The 19,157-nt window shown below is 53.4% G+C and carries 17 protein-coding genes and 1 pseudogene; 16 read left to right on the forward strand and 2 right to left on the reverse strand.

Going from position 1 to position 19,157, the window contains the following annotated elements:
* Positions 1 to 243 precede the first annotated feature (243 nt).
* From NNO03_RS11715 to mgtE, 6 genes and pseudogenes are all read left to right on the forward strand, one after another.
* The gene (locus NNO03_RS11715) at positions 244 to 1,341 is read left to right on the forward strand and encodes a porin OmpC (RefSeq protein ID WP_271449590.1); all 1,098 of its coding nucleotides are present in this window, start codon (positions 244 to 246) and stop codon (positions 1,339 to 1,341) included.
* A 115-nt stretch (positions 1,342 to 1,456) separates the two neighbouring features.
* Positions 1,457 to 2,512 carry an FAD:protein FMN transferase ApbE gene (gene apbE, locus NNO03_RS11720; RefSeq protein WP_271449591.1) on the forward strand — a complete coding sequence of 352 codons (1,056 nt, stop codon included), beginning with the start codon at positions 1,457 to 1,459 and terminating at the stop codon, positions 2,510 to 2,512.
* 79 nt (positions 2,513 to 2,591) lie between these two features.
* Positions 2,592 to 3,656, forward strand: a complete 1,065-nt coding sequence (ada, locus tag NNO03_RS11725) for a bifunctional DNA-binding transcriptional regulator/O6-methylguanine-DNA methyltransferase Ada (RefSeq protein WP_271449592.1) — start codon at positions 2,592 to 2,594, stop codon at positions 3,654 to 3,656.
* Positions 3,656 to 4,346: pseudogene (gene alkB / locus NNO03_RS11730) on the forward strand (DNA oxidative demethylase AlkB). The gene ada and the pseudogene alkB overlap by 1 nt, the downstream one beginning before the upstream one ends.
* A gap of 35 nt (positions 4,347 to 4,381) precedes the next feature.
* Positions 4,382 to 6,025: a multidrug ABC transporter permease/ATP-binding protein gene (locus NNO03_RS11735; protein WP_271449593.1), complete on the forward strand. Its 1,644-nt coding sequence runs from the start codon at positions 4,382 to 4,384 to the stop codon at positions 6,023 to 6,025.
* A gap of 151 nt (positions 6,026 to 6,176) precedes the next feature.
* Complete coding sequence (gene mgtE, locus NNO03_RS11740; protein WP_271449594.1) at positions 6,177 to 7,613, forward strand: magnesium transporter; 1,437 nt, start codon at positions 6,177 to 6,179, stop codon at positions 7,611 to 7,613.
* Here the strand turns inward: mgtE and NNO03_RS11745 are convergent.
* Entirely contained in the window at positions 7,576 to 8,823 is a 1,248-nt protein-coding gene (locus NNO03_RS11745; protein ID WP_271449595.1) for a SulP family inorganic anion transporter, read from the reverse strand. The two genes, mgtE and NNO03_RS11745, sit on opposite strands and share 38 nt — an antisense overlap.
* A 278-nt stretch (positions 8,824 to 9,101) precedes the next feature.
* On the opposite strand from NNO03_RS11745, the gene mqo reads away from it, so the two are divergent.
* Positions 9,102 to 10,763, forward strand: coding sequence for a malate dehydrogenase (quinone) (gene mqo / locus NNO03_RS11750; RefSeq protein WP_271449596.1), 1,662 nt, complete (start codon positions 9,102 to 9,104; stop codon positions 10,761 to 10,763).
* Between the two features lie 46 nt (positions 10,764 to 10,809).
* On the opposite strand, the gene eco is transcribed toward mqo, so the two are convergent.
* A complete protein-coding gene (gene eco / locus NNO03_RS11755) occupies positions 10,810 to 11,307 on the reverse strand; it encodes a serine protease inhibitor ecotin (RefSeq protein WP_271449636.1) in 498 nt (165 codons plus the stop codon).
* A gap of 413 nt (positions 11,308 to 11,720) precedes the next feature.
* Here eco and napF point away from each other — a divergent pair, with 413 nt between their 5' ends.
* The 9 genes from napF (at position 11,721) to ccmB (ending at position 19,116) form a co-directional block, all read left to right on the forward strand.
* Positions 11,721 to 12,212, forward strand: a complete 492-nt coding sequence (gene napF, locus NNO03_RS11760; RefSeq protein WP_202038234.1) for a ferredoxin-type protein NapF — start codon at positions 11,721 to 11,723, stop codon at positions 12,210 to 12,212.
* Entirely contained in the window at positions 12,202 to 12,465 is a 264-nt protein-coding gene (napD, locus tag NNO03_RS11765) for a chaperone NapD (RefSeq protein WP_048211123.1), read from the forward strand. Before napF ends, napD begins: the two co-directional genes overlap by 11 nt.
* Positions 12,462 to 14,948: a nitrate reductase catalytic subunit NapA gene (gene napA / locus NNO03_RS11770; RefSeq protein ID WP_271449597.1), complete on the forward strand. Its 2,487-nt coding sequence runs from the start codon at positions 12,462 to 12,464 to the stop codon at positions 14,946 to 14,948. Before napD ends, napA begins: the two co-directional genes overlap by 4 nt.
* Before the next feature lie 6 nt (positions 14,949 to 14,954).
* Complete coding sequence (gene napG / locus NNO03_RS11775; protein ID WP_137384108.1) at positions 14,955 to 15,650, forward strand: ferredoxin-type protein NapG; 696 nt, start codon at positions 14,955 to 14,957, stop codon at positions 15,648 to 15,650.
* Entirely contained in the window at positions 15,637 to 16,488 is an 852-nt protein-coding gene (gene napH, locus NNO03_RS11780) for a quinol dehydrogenase ferredoxin subunit NapH (RefSeq protein ID WP_271449598.1), read from the forward strand. The genes napG and napH overlap by 14 nt, the downstream gene beginning before the upstream one ends.
* 132 nt (positions 16,489 to 16,620) lie before the next feature.
* A complete protein-coding gene (gene napB / locus NNO03_RS11785) occupies positions 16,621 to 17,070 on the forward strand; it encodes a nitrate reductase cytochrome c-type subunit (protein ID WP_048212558.1) in 450 nt (149 codons plus the stop codon).
* 156 nt (positions 17,071 to 17,226) lie between these two features.
* Positions 17,227 to 17,829 carry a cytochrome c-type protein NapC gene (napC, locus tag NNO03_RS11790; RefSeq protein ID WP_005129332.1) on the forward strand — a complete coding sequence of 201 codons (603 nt, stop codon included), beginning with the start codon at positions 17,227 to 17,229 and terminating at the stop codon, positions 17,827 to 17,829.
* A 13-nt stretch (positions 17,830 to 17,842) separates the two neighbouring features.
* A complete protein-coding gene (ccmA, locus tag NNO03_RS11795) occupies positions 17,843 to 18,460 on the forward strand; it encodes a cytochrome c biogenesis heme-transporting ATPase CcmA (protein WP_086523394.1) in 618 nt (205 codons plus the stop codon).
* A complete protein-coding gene (gene ccmB, locus NNO03_RS11800; protein WP_005129323.1) occupies positions 18,457 to 19,116 on the forward strand; it encodes a heme exporter protein CcmB in 660 nt (219 codons plus the stop codon). Before ccmA ends, ccmB begins: the two co-directional genes overlap by 4 nt.
* The last annotated feature ends 41 nt before the right edge of the window (positions 19,117 to 19,157 follow it).

Here is a 19,157-nt window from a genome sequence, read left to right on the forward strand (position 1 = left end):
ATAATGATTCTTGACTATTCGTGCTTATTTGCCCCATTTTCTTAATTAAAAAAAGTTCCCTTTTGTTAATATTTTGAAACATCTCCATTGATAAATGAAACATCTTTAAAGTATTAGTATCATATTCGTGTTGGATTATTCTGTGTTTTTGCGGAGAATGAAGTTGCCGACTGGTTAATGAGGGTTAGCCAGTGAGCAGTGGCATAAAAAAGCAATAAAGGCATATAACAGAGGGTTAATAACATGAAAGTTAAAGTACTGTCCCTCCTGGTACCGGCTCTGCTGGTAGCAGGCGCAGCAAATGCGGCTGAAATTTACAACAAAGACGGCAACAAATTAGATCTGTACGGTAAAGTCGACGGTCTGCACTATTTCTCTGATGACTCTACTAAAGATGGCGATCAGACCTATATGCGTATCGGCTTCAAAGGTGAAACCCAGGTAAACGACCAGCTGACCGGTTACGGCCAGTGGGAATACCAGATCATGGGTAACTCCTCTGAAAACGAAAACAACGCCTGGACGCGTGTCGCGTTTGCCGGTCTGAAATTCGCTGATGCAGGTTCTTTCGACTATGGTCGTAACTACGGCGTGGTTTATGACGTCACGTCCTGGACCGACGTCCTGCCGGAATTCGGCGGCGATACCTACGGTTCTGACAACTTCATGCAGCAGCGTGGTAACGGCTTTGCAACCTACCGTAACACTGATTTCTTCGGTCTGGTTGATGGTCTGAACTTTGCCCTGCAGTACCAGGGTAAAAACGGTAGTCCGGAAGGTGAAGGGACCGGTGTGACTGGCAACGGTCGTGACGCACTGAATCAGAACGGTGACGGCGTTGGCGGATCTATCACTTATGATATCGGCGCAGGCTTCTCCCTGGGTACCGCAGTTACCAGCTCCAAACGTACTGATGAGCAGAACAAGCTGAACTTCGGTACCGGCGATCGTGCTGAAACCTACACTGGCGGTCTGAAATACGACGCGAACAACGTCTACCTGGCAGCACAGTACACCCAGACCTACAACGCAACGCGTGCAGGCAAACTGGGCTGGGCAAACAAAGCGCAGAACTTCGAAGCTGTTGCTCAGTACCAGTTCGACTTCGGTCTGCGTCCGTCTGTGGCTTACCTGCAGTCCAAAGGTAAAGATCTGGACAGCGGCTACGGCGACCAGGATATCCTGAAATATGTTGATGTTGGCGCGACCTACTACTTCAACAAAAACATGTCTACCTATGTTGATTACAAAATCAACCTGCTGGATGACAACAACTTTACCCGTAATGCAGGTATCTCTACCGATGATATCGTAGCACTGGGTCTGGTTTACCAGTTCTAATCTGCATTTATTTCTATCAAAGGCCCTACGGGGCCTTTTTTAATGCCGTTTTTCTGACGTACAAACACTCTTTTTTGGTGTACTCTTGCGCCCGTTTTCATAAGGGTAATCACGTATGGATATGATTTTTTGCCGTGCAGCGCTCCTGGCTGTAACACTCTTTTTTGTCGGGTGCGATGAGGCCCCGAAATCAAATCAGACCCCGTCCTCAACCGCGACAGTCCTGGAAGGTAAAACCATGGGCACCTTCTGGCGGGTCAGTGTAGTTGGCCTGGATGACAAACGCGCCGGGGAGTTGCAGGCGAAGATCCAGACTCAGCTTGATGCTGATGATCAACTGCTTTCTACCTACAAGAACGATTCTGCGCTGATGCGTTTTAACCAGTCAAAAAGCCTGTCACCGTGGCCGGTGAATGATGCGCTGGCGGATATTGTGACATCGGCGTTACGTATTGGCGCAAAAACTGACGGTGCGATGGACATCACCGTCGGTCCGTTGGTGAATCTGTGGGGCTTTGGTCCACAGCAGCAACCGCTGCATACACCTACGCAGGCAAGAATTGATGCGGCAAAAGCGCAAACCGGGCTTGCACATCTGAAGGTGGTTAATGAGGCGCACCAGAATTATCTGCAGAAAGATCTGCCGGCGCTGTATGTTGATCTCTCCACCGTGGGGGAAGGGTTTGCGGCTGACCATCTGGCGCGATTGATGGAACAGGAAGGGATCGCCCGCTATCTGGTTTCTGTTGGTGGTGCTCTGAACAGCCGTGGAATGAATGCCGAGGGGCAACCGTGGCGTGTAGCAATACAGAAACCAACCGATCGTGAAAACGCGGTACAGGCGATTGTCGATATCAATGGACATGGCATCAGCACCTCCGGTAGCTATCGTAACTATTACGAACTGGACGGAAAACGTCTGTCCCATGTCATCGATCCGCAAACCGGTCGTCCTATTGAACACAATCTGGTCTCTGTGACGGTGATTGCACCCACGGCGCTGGAGGCTGACGGGTGGGATACCGGGCTAATGGTGCTTGGCCCGGAAAAGGCCAAAGAAGTCGTGCGTCGCGAAGGGTTGGCGGTGTATATGATTGTTAAAGAAGGCGACGGGTTTAAAACCTGGATGTCGCCGCAATTTAAAAGCTTCCTGGTCAGCGAAAAAAATTAAAAAGCAAGATTGCGGGTTTTTATAACCCGCAATGCGGACACACTGAGGCTAAGCGCTATGCTTAACAAAGGAGTCCATCATGACAAATCTCTTACACATAACTGATGATGAACGCTGGCAGTCTGTGCTGGACCGTGACGCGGGTGCTGACGGTCAGTTTGTTTTTGCTGTTCAGACGACCGGCATTTTCTGTCGGCCGTCCTGTCGGGCAAAACATGCGCTGCGCAAAAATGTCAGTTTCTTCGCGGATGCAGAGCAGGCACAGGCGGCAGGGTTTCGCCCCTGCAAACGCTGCCAGCCGGACAAAGACAGCGCACAACAGCAGCGGCTGAACAAAATAGCCCACGCCTGTCAGTTACTGGAGCAGGAGTCCCCCCTCACACTGGAAGCTCTTGCGCAGCATGTTGCGATGAGTCCGTTTCACCTGCATCGCCTGTTCAAAGCAACCACCGGAATGACCCCAAAGGCCTGGCAACAGTCATGGCGTGCCCGTCGCCTGCGTGAGGCGCTGGCAAAAGGCGCACCGGTCACGCAGGCGATTCTTGACGCCGGATTCCCCGACAGCAGCAGCTATTACCGCAAAGCGGATCAGGCGTTAGGCATGACCGCCAGGCAATTTCGTCAAGGCGGCGGTAATGTTTCTGTGCGCTATACCCTCGCAGATTGCGCTCTGGGTCGCTGCCTGGTCGCGGAAAGTGAACGGGGGATCTGCGCGATCTTGCTGGGCGACGACGATGCTACGCTGATAGCAGAATTGCATGAACTGTTTCCGACAGCACGTGACGAGCCCGCCAATGCGGAGTTTCAACAACATGTGCGTGAGGTGATCGCCGTGATTAATACGCGCAATACTGCACTGTCACTGCCGTTGGATATTCAGGGAACCGCCTTTCAGCAACAGGTATGGCAAGCGCTGCGGGCAATCCCTTGTGGTGAGACAGTGAGTTATCAGCGACTGGCCAGCACTATCGGCAAGCCGAAGGCGGTGCGTGCCGTCGCCAGCGCCTGCGCGGCGAACAAACTGGCTATTGTGATCCCGTGTCACCGTGTAATCCGCGGTGACGGTGCGCTTTCTGGCTATCGTTGGGGAATAACGCGCAAAGCGCAACTGTTGCAACGTGAAGCCACCCGCGAGGAAACATAATGCTCGATCTCTTTGCCGATGAGAAACCCTGGCACGAGCCGCTGGCGTCAGGTGCGGTGATTTTGCGGCGTTTTGCATTTGAATCCGCACCCGCTTTACTGCGGGCAATCGCGGCGACAGCCAGGCAGTCGCCGTTTCGCCAGATGGTCACTCCAGGCGGCTATACGATGTCGGTAGCCATGACGAATTGCGGCCATCTGGGCTGGACAACGGATCAACATGGCTACCTCTATTCACCGGTCGATCCCTTAACTGGCGCTCACTGGCCGCCATTACCCGAGGTCTTTGCTGAGCTGTGCCATCAGGCGGCAACGGCCGCAGGCTATCCTGATTTTCAACCGGATGCTTGCCTTATTAATCGCTATACGCCGGGGGCAAAACTGTCTTTACATCAGGATAAAGATGAACCTGACCTGCGAGCGCCTATCGTCTCTGTTTCGCTGGGCCTGCCGGCAATTTTTCAGTTTGGTGGCTTACGGCGCAACGATCCCTTAAAGCGAGTATTGCTGGAGCATGGTGATGTGGTGGTATGGGGGGGAAACTCGCGGCTGTTTTATCACGGCGTCCAGCCTCTCAAAACTGGGTATCATCCATTGACGGGGGATTGTCGTTACAACCTGACGTTTCGCCAGGCAGGTAAAAAAGAATAAAAATAAGAATTATTATTGCTGTGAGCGAAGAGATGTTTAAACTGCGGGCTGTTATTACTTGTCCGGGTTGTTTGCATGGAACTTTTACTTCTTGTCTGGCGGCAGTATCGCTGGCCATTTATCAGCGTCATGGCGCTCAGCCTTGCCAGTGCCGCGCTGGGGATTGGGCTGATTGCGTTTATCAATCAGCGCCTGATTGAAACGGTCGACACCACGCTGATGGTGCTACCGGAGTTTCTTGGCCTGCTGATGTTACTGATGGTCGTCACCCTCGGTTCACAGCTGGCGCTCACCACGCTGGGACACCACTTTGTCTACCGTCTGCGTAGCGAATTTATCAAACGTATTCTGGACACCCACGTCGAGCGTATCGAGCAAATCGGTAGCGCCTCGTTACTGGCCGGTTTAACCAGCGATATCCGTAACATTACCATTGCCTTTGTGCGCCTGCCTGAGCTGGTACAGGGGATTATTTTGACCGTGGGGTCGGCGGCGTATCTGGCCATGTTGTCGACGAAAATGCTGCTGGTGACGGCAATCTGGATGGCAATCACCATCTGGGGCGGATTTGTGCTGGTGGCGCGGGTGTATAAACACATGGCTACCCTGCGTGAAACCGAAGACAAGCTGTACAACGACTACCAGACGGTGCTGGAAGGGCGCAAAGAGCTGACGCTCAACCGTGAGCGTGCAGAGCATATCTTTAACCAGCTGTACGTCCCGGATGCCAAAGAATACCGCCACCATATTATTCGTGCTGATACCTTCCACCTGAGCGCGGTCAACTGGTCGAACATCATGATGCTGGGCGCCATTGGCCTGGTATTCTGGATGGCCAACAGTCTGGGCTGGGCGGATACCGCGGTGGCGGCAACCTATTCTCTGACGTTGCTATTCCTGCGCACGCCGTTGCTCTCCGCCGTTGGCGCGCTGCCGACGCTGCTGACGGCTCAGGTGGCGTTTAACAAGCTGAATAAGTTCTCCCTGGCCCCCTTCAAGGCAGAATTCCCGCGGCCAACCGCATTTCCGAACTGGCAAATGCTGGAGTTGCGTGACGTGGTTTTCCACTATCAGGATAGTGCGTTCTCCGTTGGGCCTGTAAATCTGACCATTCGTCGTGGTGAACTGATCTTCCTGATTGGCGGTAACGGCAGCGGTAAATCCACGCTGGCGATGTTGCTGACCGGGTTGTACCAGCCGCAGTCTGGTGAGATTTTACTCGATGGCAAGGCGGTTGCTGTCGAAAAACCGGAGGACTACCGTAAGCTGTTCTCTGCGGTGTTTACCGACGTCTGGCTGTTTGACAAATTGCTGGGACCCGAAGGCAGAGACGCTTCTCCTGCTCTGGTCGCGAAGTGGCTGGAACATCTGCAAATGGCGCACAAGCTGGAGCTGAACGACGGGCGCATTCTCAATCTCAAGCTGTCGAAAGGGCAGAAAAAACGCGTGGCGCTGTTGCTGGCCTTAGCGGAGGAGCGCGACATTATTCTGCTGGATGAATGGGCCGCCGATCAGGATCCGCATTTCCGCCGGGAGTTTTATCAGGTGTTGTTGCCGCTGATGCAGGAGATGGGCAAAACCATTTTCGCCATTAGCCATGACGATCATTACTTTATTCATGCAGACCGTTTGCTGGAAATGCGTAATGGGCAATTGAGCGAACTGCTGGGCGATGAACGTGATGCGGCTTCGCGCGACGCGGTCGCTCGCACCGCCTGATCCCGGGCGTTTTTGCCCGATGGCGCGACGCTGAACGGGCCTGTGACTCTGCATGCCGTCGGTTTTTTATCCAGCCGGCGGCCTCGTTTATTGTTATTTACATAATTCGGCATCATGATTGATGATATTTCATATCATGGATTTATGATTGATGTCCGTAATAAACAAAAACAGCGCCAGGCTACGTGACGAGGAACGTGCTCGTCTTATCTGGCTACTGACCACTGATAAAGCCATCATTTCAACATTATTGGGTAAGCTTACCCTGGCTGAGCAATATGACGTCGGTACGTTAGCCGACGATATTGCTGAGGTAGGGGCACTGGTGGCGCATCTGCCGCCACCCGATCTGGCCGATACCCTCGAAGCACTGCCCTCCGAAGAGCGTCACGCCCTGTGGCGACTGGTCGAAAGTGAAAAACGCGGCAACGTCCTGCTTGAAGCATCAGAAAATGTGTGGGATGACCTGATCGACGAGATGAGCGACCGCGAGCTACTGGATGCGCTGCAATATCTCGACATCGACGAACAGATTTATCTGGTACAGCATTTACCCCGTAACCTTACCGGTCGACTGCTGGTATCACTGCCTGCTGAAGAGCGGGCGCGCGTACGTCAGGTGCTGCACTACGAGAAGAATCGCGTCGGTGCGATCATGGAGTTCGAAGTCATCACCGTACGTCCGGACGTGACGCTGGAAGTGGTGCAGCGGTACTTGCGGCGGCTGGGAAAAATGCCGGAGAACACCGATAAACTCTTCGTAACCGATCGCAATAAAGTCCTGGTGGGCGAACTGACGCTAACCTGTATTCTGCTTAATGACGTGCAGCGTAAAGTCAGCGAAGTGATGGAGGATGATCCGCTGACATTTTCTCCGGAAGATATCGCCGAGAACGCTGCGCGTACGTTTGAACGTGATAACCTGGTCAGTGCTGCGGTGGTTGATCCCTCTGGCAAACTGATGGGACGCTTAACCATCGATGAGATCGTCGATGTGGTTTATGAAGAAACCGATACCGATCTGCGTCGAATGGGGGGCTTAAGTGCCGAAGAGGACGTATTCGCTCCGGTCACTAAAGCGGTAAAAACCCGTTGGGCGTGGCTGGCAATTAATCTCTGTACCGCCTTTATCGCCTCGCGGGTAATCGACGGTTTCGAGCACACCATTTCACAACTGGTGGCACTGGCCTCGCTGATGCCCATTGTGGCAGGGATTGGTGGTAATACAGGTAATCAGACCATCACCATGATCGTCAGGGCGCTGGCGTTACAGAATATTCAGCCCGGCAACCTGACGTTTCTGATCCTGCGTGAGATGGGGGTTGCGCTGATCAACGGCCTTGTCTGGGGCGGAATCATGGGCGGCATCACCTGGTGGCTGTACGATGATATGGCACTGGGCGGCGTGATGACCCTGGCGATGATGCTCAATCTGCTGATGGCGGCGCTGATGGGCGTTATCATCCCGATGACGATGGTCAAGCTGGGGCGCGATCCGGCGGTCGGCTCCAGCGTCATGATTACCGCTATCACCGACACCGGCGGATTCTTTATTTTTCTCGGTCTGGCGACGCTGTTTTTGATGTAGACGCCCGTTTCCCTGTAACGATGCGCGGCAGTATCAACATCGTGACCACGCCGGCAACCACGCCAATTGCCAGGTTGCCGGTAGAGACTGTCGCGGCGACGGTAACCAACATTGCCAGCGTTTCGGCGACCGGCATGTTGGCCAGCGTCGAGGGTTGGATGCTGTGCCAGCTAAACGTTTTCACCGCCACAATCACCATAATTCCCGCCAGTACTGACATCGGTATCTTCGCCATCACCTCGCTGAGTGCGGTGACGAGCAACAGCAAGACCAGCCCGGCGGCGAACGTGGAAACACGGCTGCGCGCTTTCCCCATCTCAACGTTGACAATCGTTTGACCGATCATCGCGCATCCGGCGATGCCGCCATAAAAACCGGCCAGGATATTGGCTACGCCCAGTCCAGTGCTTTCACGGTTTTTATTCGACGGGGTGACCGTCAGGTCGTCAACCAGTCGGGCAGTTAACAATGACTCCATCAACCCAACAAAAGCGATGCTCAGTGCGCAGGGCCAGATAATGGCTAACGTTTGCAGGTTGAGTGGTACGAGTAACTGCGTCAAGCCCGGCAGACCGCCGCTCATGGAACCTTCGTCACCGACGGTCGGTAACAGTTGCCCGCTGGTGACAGTGAACACGGTCAGCAGCACGATGGCGATAAGCGGCGCGGGGATTGCTTTAATAAACCGCGGAACCCACAGCACAATCAGCAGCGTCAGGACGAACAGCCCCCAGATTAACGGGCTTTTCCCCCAGAAGTGCGGAACCTGAGCAAAGAAAATCAAAATACCCAGCGCGTTGACAAAACCGGTCATCACTGCCGTGGGGATGAACCGCATCAAACGTGCCATGCCTAACACACCAAACAGGATCTGAATAATCCCGGCCAGCACTACCGCAGGCAGGATGTATTGCACGCCGTGTTGATGCACCATCGGGCCAATGACTAATGCAACCGATCCTGCAGCGGCGGTAACCATTGCCGGACGCCCACCTAAAAAGGACATCGCCAGGCACAGTACGACCGAGGCTATCAGGCTGACTTTAGGGTCCACGCCAGCGATAACTGAAAACGAAATCACTTCCGGGATCAGCGCCAGGGCGGTTACCACACCAGCCAGCGTTTCACGAACCAACAGGCGGGGTTGGCGTAACACGGTGCGGGTGGTGGGTTCTGCCACCGCGGCAGGGGAAGAGTGTGTTGCAGACATAGTTACTCTCAGGTCAGAAAAGGCCTGATGACAGCAGACCGACAGGCATCCGTGCGGTGAATAGCAAAGCGCAGCATAGTACCCGTCTGACGGGGAGGTTTCCAGAAATGATTGTCAATAACCGTATAAATAATCAACGTATTAATAACATTTTTAAAATTTAAATATAATTTATAAACAATATTTAATTATTTTTACTTAAGTGTTACCGTTGTTACCGCTCGATTTTCACCTGCACTAAAAGCAAAAAGCGATACTAAAAGTAAGGCATTAACATTATGAAAAAAGTGACTGCCATGCTCTTCACCATGGCCGTAGGGCTGAATGTTGTCTCGATGGCAGCAAAAGCGAAAGCGGCGGAAGAGCAGGAAACGGATGTACTGTTGATTGGCGGCGGCATCATGAGCGCCACACTGGGAACCTATTTACAGGAACTGGAGCCGCAATGGTCAATGACCATGGTAGAGCGACTGGATGGCGTTGCTCAGGAGAGTTCAAACGGCTGGAACAACGCCGGAACAGGCCACTCCGCACTTATGGAACTGAACTACACGCCTAAAAAGGCTGACGGTAGCATCAGTATTGAAAAGGCAGTCGAAATTAACGAAGCCTTCCAGATTTCCCGCCAGTTCTGGGCGTATCAGGTCAACAATGGCGTGATGCATGAACCCCGCTCGTTTATTACCACGGTTCCCCATATGAGCTTTGTCTGGGGCGACGAGAACGTGAATTTCCTGCGTGCCCGTTACACGGCACTCCAGCAAAGCACCCTGTTCCGCGGTATGCGCTATTCTGAAGATCACGCGCAGATTAAAGAATGGGCGCCTCTGGTTATGGAAGGTCGCGATCCAAAACAGAAAGTTGCGGCAACGCGTACCGAGATCGGTACTGACGTGAACTACGGCGAAATTACGCGCCAGCTGATTGCATCGTTGCAGAAAAAACCTAATTTTGCGCTGCAACTGAGCACCGAAGTTCGCGGCTTTAAGCGTAACGCGGATAATAGCTGGACTGTCACGGTTGCCGATCTGAAAAACAACGAAGCGGAACACGCCATTAAGGCGAAGTTTGTCTTTATTGGTGCCGGTGGGGCAGCACTGAAACTGCTGCAGGAAACCGATATCCCGGAAGCGAAAGGCTATGCCGGATTCCCGGTTGGTGGTCAGTTCCTGGTGGCGGAAAACCCTGATGTGGTCAATCGTCACCTGGCGAAAGTGTATGGCCAGGCATCTGTCGGCGCGCCGCCGATGTCCGTACCGCACATTGACACCCGTATTCTGGATGGTAAACGCGTGGTGCTGTTTGGGCCGTTCGCGACCTTCTCCACCAAATTCCTGAAAAATGGCTCTTTGTGGGATCTGCTCAGTTCTACTACCACGTCCAACTTTATGCCAATGGTGAATGTGGGTCTGGATAACTTCGATCTGGTCAAATATCTGGTAAGCCAGGTCATGCTCAGCGACGACGAACGTTTTGCTGCTCTGCAGGAGTACTATCCAGAGGCGAAGAAAGAAGACTGGCGTTTGTGGCAAGCGGGCCAGCGCGTGCAGATCATCAAAAGCGATGCTGAGAAGGGCGGCGTTCTGCGTCTGGGAACCGAAGTGGTCAGCGATAAAGAGGGAACCATTGCTGCGCTACTGGGCGCATCACCGGGGGCATCAACCGCGGCACCGATCATGCTGCATCTGATGGAAAAAGTGTTTAAAGATAAAGTTGCCAGCCCACAATGGCAGGCGAAGCTGAAAACGATTATTCCGTCTTATGGCACGAAGCTGAATGGCAACGTTGATGCTACGGAGCAAGAGCTGCAATACACCAGTGAAGTACTGGGTCTGAAGTACGATAAACCGCAGGTCGCTGATGAAGCACCAAAACCACAGCTAAAACCTCAGGCACAACCGCAACCTGAGCAGAAAGCCGTAGCGGATATCGCGCTGTAAAAAAAGGCCGGATTAGGCGGTACGCCGCCATCCGGCACATTCTCACTTATCGCGCGACGGCGTCCTGAATCTTATCTTCTGCTTTCCAGATGCGGTATTTCACCTCCACGTTTTCTGGGGTGTAGACCACAATCGGTAATTTGCTGTTGTAACGCAGCATACCGTCTTCACCCAGATACGCGGTGATGAATTTCTTCTCTTTCTTGCCGTCCGGGCAGGCCATCATGGTTGAAACCGGAGAAGTGACTTTGTCGAATACGTAGTAGTCATAGCCCCAACCTTCCAGCGTTTTGCTGTCCAGTTCTCCACCAAGACGATGTTTGTTGCAATCAACTTCCAGCGTTTGTCCGATCAGCAGTTCTACTTTCAGAGTAGATTCATCTTTCTCTGGAGTAAGCTGAATAACCTGACGCTTCATTCCCTTGTCCGCTTTAGGATAAGGGGCGACTTTTTCCAGCGGCTGAGCGCTGGCATCGGTGGTTGTTGCCCACGCAGAGGTGCTGGCGAAGGCGGCGAGGAGTGCGGCAGGGACAATTGTCTTCATCTTATTGTTCACAGTGTTTCCTTTCTTCTGTCTTTCGAACGTATCCAGTGCAGGTTAGCATATTCACATCGTCTATTAATCTAAATTTACTTATATTTTAAGTGTATTAATTAATGGTTTGGAATTTGAGTAGCGATAAATGCCAGGAATTATCTTAATTATGAGATTATTATCTGCTTAGTGTTTTCGTTATATAATTTACTATATAACTCATTGAAATGTGAGCAAAAGCGCATTTTTTCCCGCCAACTCAACACTCTTTTGATCCGGCAACAGCATTTACCCCAATTGGGGTATGCACCTCTAACACATCCTGAAATATCTTACGGTTAAAAATAACTACTCATAAATAGTGCGTTTTTTATTGTCGTTCAACCCGCCGAGGGAGAGCGTCATTATGGAAGGACAATGTCATGGTTGATTTATCCCGTCGAGGCATGTTGACAGGCAGTTGGCGTAAAGCCAACGCGGGGATTCGTCCGCCGTGGAGCAAGGAAGACTCTCACTTTCTGGCCAATTGCCTCCGTTGTGACGCCTGCATCCAGGCGTGTGAAACCGACATCCTGCAGCGAGGCCAGGGCGGTTATCCAAGCGTAAATTTCAAACACGGCGAATGCAGCTTTTGTTACGCCTGCGCAGAGGCCTGTCCCGAATCACTTTTTCTTCCGCGCCACACCAGGGCATGGGATCTGAATTTTTCGATCGGTGACAACTGTCTCGCGCATCAGTCCGTTGAATGCCATCGCTGTCAGGATAGCTGTGAACCCATGGCCATTACCTTTCGTCCCACGCTGTCCGGTATTTATCAGCCACAGCTCGACAATCAGGCATGTAACGGATGCGGCGCGTGTGTCGCTATCTGTCCGGTATCAGCCATTAATGCGGAGTACAACCATGGACACTAACTGGCAGGTCTGCAGCCTGGTCGTTCAGGCCAAAAGTCAGCACATCAGCGATATCGCCACGCAGTTACGTTCGTTTCCGGGTTGCGAAGTTGCTCTCAGCGATGTGGAAAGCGGTCAGCTGATTGTGGTGGTAGAAGCTGAGCATAGTGAAACGCTAATGAAAACAATTGAGTCAGTGCGCAACGTTGCGGGCGTGCTGGCGGTGTCGCTGGTTTATCACCAGCAGGATGAGCAAGGTGAGGAAACACCATGAAACTCAGTCGTCGTAGCTTTATGAAAGCTAACGCCGTTGCGGCCGCTGCGGCGGCTGCCGGGTTAAGCGTGCCGGGCGTTGCCCGCGCGGTAGTCGGTCAGCAAGAAGCGATCAAATGGGACAAAGCCCCGTGCCGATTCTGTGGTACGGGTTGTGGCGTATTGGTAGGAACCCAGCAAGGACGTGTTGTGGCATGTCAGGGCGATCCTGATGCGCCAGTTAACCGTGGGCTTAACTGCATCAAAGGTTATTTCCTGCCGAAAATCATGTACGGAAAAGACCGTTTAACGCAGCCGATGCTGCGCATGAAAGACGGCAAATATCACAAAGAAGGCGAATTCACCCCGATTAGCTGGGACCAGGCCTTTGATGTGATGGAAGAGAAGTTTAAAGCGTCTCTGAAAGAGAAAGGGCCAGACGCAATTGGTATGTTTGGCTCCGGTCAGTGGACCATCTGGGAAGGCTACGCTGCCGCAAAACTGTTCAAAGCCGGTTTCCGTTCGAATAACATCGATCCGAACGCGCGTCACTGCATGGCGTCAGCCGTTGTGGGCTTTATGCGTACCTTTGGTATGGATGAGCCGATGGGCTGCTATGACGATATCGAACATGCAGATGCTTTCGTCCTGTGGGGCGCAAACATGGCGGAAATGCACCCGATCCTGTGGTCACGCATTACCAACCGTCGTCTGTCCGATCCTAACGTTAACGTCGCCGTTCTCTCTACCTTCCAGCATCGTAGCTTTGAGCTGGCGGATAACGGCATCGTCTTTACGCCGCAAAGCGACCTGGTGATCCTCAACTACATCGCAAACTATATCATTCAAAACAATGCGATAAACCAGGACTTCTTTAGCAAGCACGTTAACCTGCGTAAAGGGGCGACGGATATCGGCTACGGTTTACGTCCTACCCATCCGCTGGAAAAAGCGGCGAAAAACCCAGGTTCTGACGCCTCTGAACCGATCAGCTTTGAAGAGTACAAAGCGTTTGTTGCGGAATATACGCTGGATAAAACCGCAGAAATGACCGGCGTGCCAAAAGATCAGTTGGAACAGCTGGCACAGCTGTATGCCGATCCGAAGAAGAAAGTTATCTCCTACTGGACGATGGGTTTTAACCAACATACCCGTGGCGTATGGGCTAACAATCTGGTCTATAACCTGCACCTGCTGACCGGTAAAATTTCTCAGCCAGGCTGCGGCCCATTCTCACTGACGGGTCAGCCTTCCGCTTGTGGTACCGCGCGTGAAGTCGGGACCTTCTCTCACCGTCTGCCTGCGGACATGGTGGTGACGAACGAGAAACACCGCGATATCTGTGAAAAACACTGGAACATTCCGGCGGGGACCATTCCGGCGAAAATCGGCCTGCATGCTGTGGCGCAGGATCGTGCACTGAAAGATGGCAAGCTCAATGTCTACTGGGTGATGTGTAACAACAACATGCAGGCTGGGCCGAACATCAACGAAGAGCGTATGCCTGGCTGGCGCGATCCTCGCAACTTTATCATCGTTTCCGATCCGTACCCGACGGTCAGTGCTCTGGCGGCCGACCTGATCCTGCCAACAGCGATGTGGGTAGAGAAAGAAGGGGCTTACGGTAACGCCGAGCGCCGTACTCAGTTCTGGCGCCAGCAGATTAAAGCACCGGGTGAAGCGAAATCTGACCTGTGGCAAATGGTGCAGTTCGCCCGCCGATTCAAAACGGAAGAAGTCTGGCCGGAGGAACTGCTGGCGAAGAAACCCGAGCTGCGCGGTAAGACGTTGTATGACGTGCTGTTCGCCACGCCAGCTGTCACGAAATTCCCGGTCAGCGAACTGGCTGAAGATCAACTCAACGATGAATCTCGCGAACTCGGCTTCTACCTGCAAAAAGGTCTGTTCGAAGAGTATGCCTGGTTTGGTCGCGGACACGGACACGATCTCGCACCGTTCGATGATTACCACAAGGCGCGCGGGTTACGCTGGCCGGTGGTTGACGGTAAGGAGACCCAGTGGCGCTATAGCGAAGGCAACGATCCGTACGTGAAGGCTGGAGAAAGCTACAAGTTCTATGGCAAACCGGATGGGAAAGCCGTCATCTTCGCGCTGCCATTTGAACCGGCGGCTGAAGCGCCGGATAAAGAATATGACCTGTGGCTGTCTACCGGACGTGTGCTGGAACACTGGCATACCGGCAGTATGACGCGTCGTGTGCCTGAACTGCACCGTGCTTTCCCGGAGGCGGTACTGTTTATCCATCCGCTGGACGCGAAAGCGCGCGATCTGCGCCGAGGCGACAAGGTCAAAGTGGTTTCCCGTCGTGGTGAAGTGATTTCGATTGTTGAAACACGCGGCCGCAACCGTCCGCCGCAGGGGCTGGTGTACATGCCGTTCTTCGACGCCGCACAGTTGGTGAACAATCTGACGCTGGATGCGACGGATCCGCTCTCTAAAGAGACGGATTTCAAGAAGTGCGCTGTGAAACTGGCGAAGGTGTAACGCGTTATGTCCCGGTCAGCAAAACCCCAAAATGGCCGCCGCCGCTTCCTGCGCGATATGGTTCGTGCAGCTGGCGGGCTGGCTGTCGTTGGCGTGGCGCTGGGGTTGCAACAGCAAACTGCACGCGCAACAGGCGTGCGGTTGCGCCCGCCTGGGGCTCTGAGTGAGGACGCATTTGCCAGCGCCTGCGTGCGCTGTGGTCAGTGCGTCCAGGCTTGCCCGTACGACACGCTGAAACTGGCAACGCTGGCCTCCGGGCTGGCGGCCGGAACACCTTATTTTGTCGCTCGCGACATCCCCTGCGAGATGTGTGAAGACATTCCGTGCGCCAAAGTTTGCCCCAGCGGCGCGTTGGACAGGGAGATTGAGTCTATTGACGATTCACGCATGGGGCTGGCGGTGTTGTTGGATCACGAGAACTGCCTCAACTATCAGGGATTGCGTTGCGACGTTTGCTATCGCGAGTGCCCGAAAATCGATGAGGCCATCACCCTGGAGTTGGATCGCAACATGCGTACCGGTAAGCATGCGCGGTTTATTCCAACCGTGCATAGCGATGCCTGTACTGGCTGCGGTAAATGCGAAAAAGTCTGCGTACTGGAACAGCCGGCAATAAAAGTGTTGCCACTGTCGTTGGCAAAAGGGGAGTTGGGACACCATTACCGCTTCGGTTGGCTGGAGGGGAACAATGGCAAATCGTAAACGTGATGCGGGGCGTGAAGCACAAACGAAAAAAGGTTGGTGGCGGAGCCATCGCTGGCTGGTGTTGCGTCGTCTGAGCCAGTTCCTGGTTCTGGCAATGTTTCTCAGCGGTCCGTGGCTGGGCGTGTGGGTGCTGCATGGTAATTACAGCAGCAGCCTGTTGCTGGATACCATTCCGTTAACCGATCCGCTGATCACCCTGCAAAGCCTGGCCAGCGGGCACTTGCCAGCAACAGTCGCGTTAACAGGGGCCGCCATTATTACGGTGTTGTATGCCCTTGCAGGTAAGCGACTGTTTTGTAGTTGGGTCTGCCCGATGAATCCGGTTACTGATTTGGCGAGCTGGCTGCGCAGAAGATTTGACCTGAATCAGTCTGCGACTTTGCCGCGCCATATACGGTACGTCCTGCTGGTGGTTATCCTGGTCGGTTCTGCCCTGACAGGGACGCTGCTATGGGAATGGATAAATCCGGTCTCTTTGCTGGGACGTAGCCTGGTAATGGGCTTTGGCAGCGGGGCGTTGCTTATTCTCGCGCTGTTTTTATTTGATTTACTGGTTGTTGAGCATGGCTGGTGCGGGCATCTCTGCCCCCTGGGTGCGCTGTATGGCGTATTGGGTAGTAAAGGTGCATTAACCGTATCGGCAAAAGAACGTAAGAGATGTAACCGCTGTATGGATTGTTTTCATGTTTGCCCGGAACCGCATGTGCTACGTGCGCCGGTGCTGGATGAGCAAAGCCCGGTGCAGGTGACCAGTCGCGATTGCATGGCCTGCGGTCGCTGTGTGGATGTCTGTTCTGAGGATGTTTTTACAATAACGATACACAAAATCATTTGAGATGCATCGCGGCGGCAAGTGAGGAAATCCCCGGGAGCATAGTAACTATGTGACTGGGGTTTCGGAGCGCAGCCAACAAAGAGGCAGCTTAAAGGATGAAGTGTAAATGCGATGGAGTTCGGGAGCTAAACAATGAAAAGCCATGACCTGATTAAAGCGCTGAGTCAATGGACAGCCGCGCTGGCCCTGGTAGTCAGTGGGGCCGTTTGGGCTGCAAACGGAGTGGATCTGAGCCAGTCACCGGAAGTCTCAGGGACACAGGAAGGGGCGATTCGCATGCCGAAAGAGCAGGAGCGTATGCCGCTGAATTATGTGAATCAGCCACCAATGGTTCCGCACAGTGTTGACGGCTACCAGGTGACGACCAATACCAACCGTTGCCTGCAGTGTCACGGTGTTGAAAGCTACCGCACCACCGGTGCACCGCGTATCAGCCCGACGCACTTTATGGACAGCAACGGCAAGGTATTGGCTGAAGTCGCTCCGCGTCGTTACTTCTGCCTGCAGTGTCATGTCCCGCAGGCTGATGCGGCACCGATTGTTGAAAATACCTTTACCCCCTCGAAAGGTTACGGGAAATGAGAGCCTGTCCCATTAGGCTATTTTATTTGCCATTTCGGACCAGGGCAGTGCTCACAGTCCTCACGTACTGTAAGTACGCTCCGGTTGTTCCGTGCTGTCCGTGTCCAAACTGGCTGCAACAATTTACGCCTACTGGAATAGGCTCGGGAGGTCATTATGGAAAATTCTAACCGTAAACCAGGCTGGATTAAGCGCGTCTGGCAATGGTGGCGTCGCCCCAGCCGTCTGGCGCTCGGCACGCTGTTGTTAATCGGCTTTGTGGGCGGCATTATTTTCTGGGGCGGCTTTAATACCGGTATGGAAAAGGCCAATACTGAAGAGTTCTGCATTAGCTGTCACGAAATGCGCAACACGGTATACCAGGAATATATGGAAACCGTACACTACAACAACCGCAGCGGTGTGCGCGCGACTTGCCCTGATTGCCACGTCCCTCATGAGTGGGGCCCGAAAATGATCCGCAAAATCAAGGCCAGCAAGGAGCTGTACGCGAAAGCACTGGGGTTGATAGATACACCGCAAAAATTTGAAGACCACCGTTTATCGATGGCGCAAAATGAATGGCGGCGTATGAAAGACAATAATTCGCAAGAGTGTCGGAACTGTCACAACTTCGAGTTTATGGATTTAACCGCCCAGAAAGGCGTAGCGGCTAAAATGCATGACCAGGCCGTGAAAGAAGGGCAAACCTGTATTGACTGTCATAAAGGGATAGCACACAAACTGCCTGATATGCGCGAAGTCAAACCGGGCTTTTAACAGGATGTAAATAATCAGGATGCTTGAGGCCAGAGAACTGCTCTGCGAGCGAGATGACAGAATACTGTTTAGCGATCTGTCATTTCGCGTCAATGCAGGGGAATGGGTACAAATTACCGGGAGTAATGGCGCAGGGAAAACCACCTTGTTGCGGTTGCTTACCGGGCTGGCTCGTCCTGACGCCGGAGAGGTTTGCTGGCAAGGGAAATCGCTGCACCAGGTGCGGGACAGTTACCATCAGGAACTACTGTGGATCGGACATCAGCCGGGGATAAAAACCCGGCTTTCGGCGTTGGAGAATCTGCGGTTTTTCCATCACGATGGCGATTGTCTGGCGGCGCTGGCGCAGGCAGGTCTCGCTGGATATGAAGATATTCCTGTTAATCAACTCTCTGCCGGACAACAGCGGCGCGTGGCGCTGGCTCGCCTCTGGCTGACCCGCGCGCGACTGTGGATCCTCGATGAACCCTTTACGGCAATTGATGTGCACGGCGTTGAGCGACTGACTCAGCGCATGGCACAGCATACAGAGCAGGGGGGTATTGTGATCCTTACCACGCACCAGCCTCTGGGTGTTGAGACCGATAAAGTGCGACGTATTGCGCTGACCAGCGAGAGGGCCGCGCAATGATGTGGCAAATCTTCCGTTTAGAACTGCGGGTTGCGTTCCGTCATAGTGCAGAGATCGCCAATCCGTTATGGTTTTTCCTGATCGTCATAACCCTGTTCCCGCTCAGCATAGGGCCGGAGCCACAGCTGCTGGCGCGTATTGCACCGGGCATTATCTGGGTTGCCGCATTGCTGGCATCATTACTGGCGCTGGAACGTTTATTTCGGGATGACCTACAGGATGGCAGCCTCGAACAATTGATGCTGCTGCCATTGCCGCTACCGGCCGTGGTGCTGGCGAAGGTAATGGCGCACTGGGTTGTAACTGGTTTGCCGCTGCTGATCCTCTCGCCGCTGGTGGCATTGCTGCTGGGAATGGATATGTATGGTTGGCAAATTATGGCACTGACGTTGCTGCTTGGAACGCCGACGCTGGGTTTTCTCGGCGCACCTGGCGTGGGACTGACGGTGGGGTTAAAACGCGGTGGCGTGCTGTTGAGCGTGCTGGTACTTCCGCTCACCATTCCATTGTTGATTTTTGCGACCGCTGCGATGGACGCCGCCTCGATGCACTTACCCGTTGAAGGGTATATGGCGATTCTTGGCGCACTACTGGTAGGAAGTGCCACGTTAAGTCCCTTTGCGACGGCGGCTGCGTTACGTATCAGCGTGCAATAGCGCAGATATGAGTTGTAGGCCGGACAAGGCGAAGCCGCCCT

It is taken from the genome of Citrobacter sp. Igbk 16 (assembly GCF_028069755.1).
In the GTDB taxonomy this organism is placed as follows: Bacteria; Pseudomonadota; Gammaproteobacteria; order Enterobacterales; family Enterobacteriaceae; genus Citrobacter.

What these genes read in the sequence shown, in the direction of transcription:
- mgtE (WP_271449594.1), top strand. Translation starts at nt 6,177, where the DNA reads ATGTCCGTAATAAACAAAAACAGCGCCAGGCTACGTGACGAGGAACGT.
- napG (WP_137384108.1), top strand. Translation starts at nt 14,955, where the DNA reads ATGTCCCGGTCAGCAAAACCCCAAAATGGCCGCCGCCGCTTCCTGCGC.
- NNO03_RS11745 (WP_271449595.1), bottom strand. Translation starts at nt 8,823, where the DNA reads ATGTCTGCAACACACTCTTCCCCTGCCGCGGTGGCAGAACCCACCACC.
- napB (WP_048212558.1), top strand. Translation starts at nt 16,621, where the DNA reads ATGAAAAGCCATGACCTGATTAAAGCGCTGAGTCAATGGACAGCCGCG.
- napD (WP_048211123.1), top strand. Translation starts at nt 12,202, where the DNA reads ATGGACACTAACTGGCAGGTCTGCAGCCTGGTCGTTCAGGCCAAAAGT.
- napH (WP_271449598.1), top strand. Translation starts at nt 15,637, where the DNA reads ATGGCAAATCGTAAACGTGATGCGGGGCGTGAAGCACAAACGAAAAAA.
- NNO03_RS11735 (WP_271449593.1), top strand. Translation starts at nt 4,382, where the DNA reads ATGGAACTTTTACTTCTTGTCTGGCGGCAGTATCGCTGGCCATTTATC.
- NNO03_RS11715 (WP_271449590.1), top strand. Translation starts at nt 244, where the DNA reads ATGAAAGTTAAAGTACTGTCCCTCCTGGTACCGGCTCTGCTGGTAGCA.
- eco (WP_271449636.1), bottom strand. Translation starts at nt 11,307, where the DNA reads ATGAAGACAATTGTCCCTGCCGCACTCCTCGCCGCCTTCGCCAGCACC.
- ccmB (WP_005129323.1), top strand. Translation starts at nt 18,457, where the DNA reads ATGATGTGGCAAATCTTCCGTTTAGAACTGCGGGTTGCGTTCCGTCAT.
- ada (WP_271449592.1), top strand. Translation starts at nt 2,592, where the DNA reads ATGACAAATCTCTTACACATAACTGATGATGAACGCTGGCAGTCTGTG.
- napF (WP_202038234.1), top strand. Translation starts at nt 11,721, where the DNA reads ATGGTTGATTTATCCCGTCGAGGCATGTTGACAGGCAGTTGGCGTAAA.
- apbE (WP_271449591.1), top strand. Translation starts at nt 1,457, where the DNA reads ATGGATATGATTTTTTGCCGTGCAGCGCTCCTGGCTGTAACACTCTTT.
- mqo (WP_271449596.1), top strand. Translation starts at nt 9,102, where the DNA reads ATGAAAAAAGTGACTGCCATGCTCTTCACCATGGCCGTAGGGCTGAAT.
- napA (WP_271449597.1), top strand. Translation starts at nt 12,462, where the DNA reads ATGAAACTCAGTCGTCGTAGCTTTATGAAAGCTAACGCCGTTGCGGCC.
- napC (WP_005129332.1), top strand. Translation starts at nt 17,227, where the DNA reads ATGGAAAATTCTAACCGTAAACCAGGCTGGATTAAGCGCGTCTGGCAA.